The 1,463-nt window shown below is 34.1% G+C and carries 1 protein-coding gene and 1 pseudogene; both read right to left on the bottom strand.

From position 1 onward, the window contains the following. Positions 1-306 precede the first annotated feature (306 nt). Positions 307-1,170, bottom strand: coding sequence for a hypothetical protein (locus BM088_RS26875; RefSeq protein WP_091992012.1), 864 nt, complete (start codon positions 1,168-1,170; stop codon positions 307-309). A 155-nt stretch (positions 1,171-1,325) separates the two neighbouring features. Beyond that, positions 1,326-1,463, bottom strand: a pseudogene (locus BM088_RS27850) (IS982 family transposase); the annotation flags it as partial.

The following is a 1,463-nucleotide window of genomic DNA, read 5'->3' as shown; positions in this document are numbered from 1 at the left end:
CCTGAGAGTATTGAGCACCTGCTACCTTGGAACATTAAACTAGGCTAGATGCATTTCACCAGACGCTTACGATAATCCTATGCGTTCAGATCTGGATAAAACTTTTCAACCCTGATCATGTGATTAGGATCAAGCCCCCCTTAGAATGACCGCTTACGCTAATTTAGTGTTATAGCCGCATCCATGCGGCATAATACAGACCGCTATTGTGCTATAAGCGGTTGCTCATAATTAACTTTCTTCCTAAAATCATAAGGAAAAAAGAAATTATTATTGTATAAAAATTCTCTAACAAATTTAGCTTTTTTATCCGCATGGTTCTGGGGTTGGGTTTTCTTTAGTAACTTTTGGGCAATCGTCGATAGTTACAAACCCCATCTTTAAAGGAACCATAAAATTAAACCTAAAAATAAAGTCATTAATTGTATTTGCTCTATTGATAGTTGAAATTTGTAATAATAAATTACGAAGACCTGTTTCACTAAAGGGGACTGTATTGCCGTCAGGGTCAACCGCTTTGATCACTGTAACGTTTATTGATATGGGCTTATTATTTAGTGTCATCATCACATCTAATTGACCACCAGCTTCCAGCTTTATCACGAAAGTGTTAGGTAACCCTGTTTTAATTAATCCGAATGTTTGTGCAAGTGTTGCAATAGTCATTTGGACTGTGGTTATTTCTCCAGACAAGCTATTATTTATAAACCTTTCTACATTATTTTCACAAAAAGCACATTTAGTAAATTGCCATGCATCAGAAATTTCAGAAGTGGGAATAATGAGCTCATTACTTGCAGCTCGTAAATTTCTTTTAGCAACTTTAAGTTGAGACATAGGCTCTTTCAAGTAATGCGGAGTATTAATAATTACGCTATTTGGAAGATAATTCGCGGGAAGTGGTGGTGGCACAGGAGTTAACTTTAGACTTACTCGGAAAGATCTAATTACATTATTAAATATATCGACTACATGTACATCTTTAATTTTATTTTGGTTAGCTTCACTTTCAGAAATATTATTTACAGCCCAAGTATTAACTATGCTCAACTTTTCAGTATCTGTGCACGCATAACACTCTATAAAATTATCTGCTAAAGCCACTCCAGAATAGAGAGATGATGTAACTACTATACTAAATAAAGTAGCTATAATTTTGATAAACTTCATTTTATTACTCCACATTAATTCAAGCAATAACAAGAGTTATTCTTATTATTGTTAGTGTTAATATTAGCATGGAGTTTATTTGACTGACAAGGTAAGCGGACATTCGAAGTAATATCCCATGATTTAAATTGGTTGTTAATAAACCTGAGATCGGGTTAAGCAATGACTATATTTGCGCTTTCTAGGATTTCAAGTTCGACTGCATTTAAATCAAGTGCAGGTTTTTTATCTTTAATACAATATGCAATTAATCCAGCAAGCATATTAGTCATGAACCCATTAATACTGCGGTG

The sequence above is a fragment of the Pseudoalteromonas denitrificans DSM 6059 genome, assembly GCF_900112265.1.
Lineage (GTDB): Bacteria > Pseudomonadota > Gammaproteobacteria > Enterobacterales > Alteromonadaceae > Pseudoalteromonas > Pseudoalteromonas denitrificans.
The sequence above is the reverse complement of the archived record's forward strand: the minus strand, read 5'-3'. Positions and strand labels throughout refer to the sequence as shown.